The following is a 2,143-nucleotide window of genomic DNA, read 5'->3' on the forward strand; positions in this document are numbered from 1 at the left end:
GGAGGGTGGCTTGGTGGCAGGGTGGTTCGAGGTTGTAAGGGAATGGAATGTGGTGCTTGGGCGCTGGGGGCGGCCCGCCCCCAGGGGGGAGGCCCTCAATCCCCCCTGAAGCGGATGCTGTCGGTTTTTCATAACATGGAAGGAGACAGCCATGAACTACAAAGCACCGCTCGACGACATCCATTTCATCCTGCATGAGCTGGCAGGGCTGGACGCGATCTGCGCCTTGCCCGAGTCGGCAGGGCTTGGCGTTGACCTTGTCCATGCCATTCTCGATGAAAACGCCCGCTTCGTGCAGGATGTCGTTGCTCCCCTTAACCGTATCGGCGATACCCGGCCGCCTGTCTGGCAGGATGGCAGAGTCACGGCTTCGCCGGGATTCGTGGACGCTTTCCGGCAGTTTGCGGCTGGTGGCTGGCAGGGACTGCAGCATCCCGAACAATGGGGCGGGCAAGGCCTACCCAAGCTGGTGGGCGCGCCTGCCATTGAAAACCTCAATGCAGCCAGCCTGGCATTCTCGCTATGTCCCTTGCTGACCGATGGCGTCATCGAGGCACTGTTGCAGGTCGGTTCCGAGGATTTGCAACAGCGTTTCGTGCCGGGCCTGATCGACGGCAGTTACACGGGTACGATGAACCTGACTGAACCCCAGGCCGGTTCGGATCTGGCCCTGGTCGCGACGCGGGCGGTGCCCCAGCAGGACGATACCTATCGACTGTATGGTCAGAAGATTTTCATCACCTACGGCGAGCACGACCTGGCCGAGAACATCGTTCATCTGGTACTCGCCCGCACGCCGGATGCGCCGGCTGGCATCAAGGGTATTTCGCTCTTTGTCGTGCCGAAGTACATCGAGCAGGATGGCCGGCAGGTTCGCAACGATGTGTGGTGTGCTTCGCTGGAGCACAAGCTGGGCATCCACGGCAGTCCGACTGCCGTCCTGCTCTATGGTTCAGGCAAGGGTGAGGTGGGTGAGGGGGCCGTCGGGTATCGGGTAGGAGAACTCAATCGCGGCCTGGAATACATGTTCATCATGATGAACGCAGCGCGCTACGCGGTTGGCCTGCAGGGGATCGCCCTGGCCGAGCGCGCCACCCAGCAGGCGCTGGCCTATGCGCATGAGCGCATCCAGAGCCGTGCCGTCGAGGGCTCGGACGGGCCTGTCGCCATCATTCACCACCCTGATGTGGCTCGCCTGCTGCAGACCATGCGGGCCCTGACGCAGGCAGCCAGGGCCACGGCCTACGTGGCCGCTGCCATGCATGACCAGGCCCACCGCAATCCGGACAGTAGCCAGCGGGACGCCAGCCGGGCGCTGTATGAGTACCTGGTGCCCGTCGTCAAGGGATTTTCCACCGAAATGGCGGTCGAAGTGGCCTCACTGGGCATCCAGGTACATGGTGGGATGGGATACATGGAAGAAACCGGCGCTGCGCAGCATCTGCGCGATGCCCGTATCCTGCCGATCTACGAAGGAACGACCGCGATCCAGGCCAACGATTTGCTGGGACGCAAGACGCTGCGGGATGGCGGCAAGGTCGTGCAGAAGATCGTTGACGATATGCAGGCGACGGCAGCCGAACTGGCCCGGCTGTGCGAGTCGGAGTCCGACAAGACACTGGCAGGCAGCCTGGCATTGATGCAGGCGCGCTTTGCCGAGGCGATCACGGCCTATGCCGACAGTGCGAGAATCCTGCTGACAAAGGCGGGCGGGGATATCCGGGGTGTGTTTGCCGGCAGTGTGCCGCACCTGATGCAGGCCGGTGTCGTATTCGGCGGCTGGCAGATGATTCGTTCGGCACTGGTCTGCCTGCGTCGCCGCACGGCGGGCGAGGCCGGCATGTTCGAGCAGGACAAGCTCGACGTGGCACTTTTCTATGCCGGCCACATCCTGCCTCGCGCCCGTGACTATGCCAGCCAGATCGAGGCAGGCCTGACAATCCCGGTCGCCCTGCGACAGTCATAGCAGAAACGGGTACTGACGTGGTGCGATAGGCATGTTGAAATACCGGGTGCTGCAAGCCCCGGTATTTCAACATGCCGACTCATCCGTACCGCATATGGCCCAGCACTGACGTGTCCCTTCTGAAAACATCCCAATATATGTATATACCCATTGATTATATTAATCAGTCATTCTCTA

Annotated in this window: 1 protein-coding gene; it reads left to right on the top strand. The window is 61.7% G+C overall.

Annotation, left to right across the window (positions count from 1 at the left end; genetic code table 11):
- The first annotated feature begins 151 nt into the window (after nt 1-151).
- Nucleotides 152-1,966, top strand: a complete 1,815-nt coding sequence (locus tag ABN482_RS10435; RefSeq protein WP_349503930.1) for an acyl-CoA dehydrogenase — start codon at nt 152-154, stop codon at nt 1,964-1,966.
- Nucleotides 1,967-2,143: the final 177 nt, after the last annotated feature.

Source organism: Corticimicrobacter sp., assembly GCF_040137905.1.
GTDB lineage: Bacteria > Pseudomonadota > Gammaproteobacteria > Burkholderiales > Burkholderiaceae_B > Corticimicrobacter.

Excerpts from the sequence above, each read along its gene's own strand:
- ABN482_RS10435 (WP_349503930.1), top strand. The coding sequence starts at position 152 with ATGAACTACAAAGCACCGCTCGACGACATCCATTTCATCCTGCATGAG.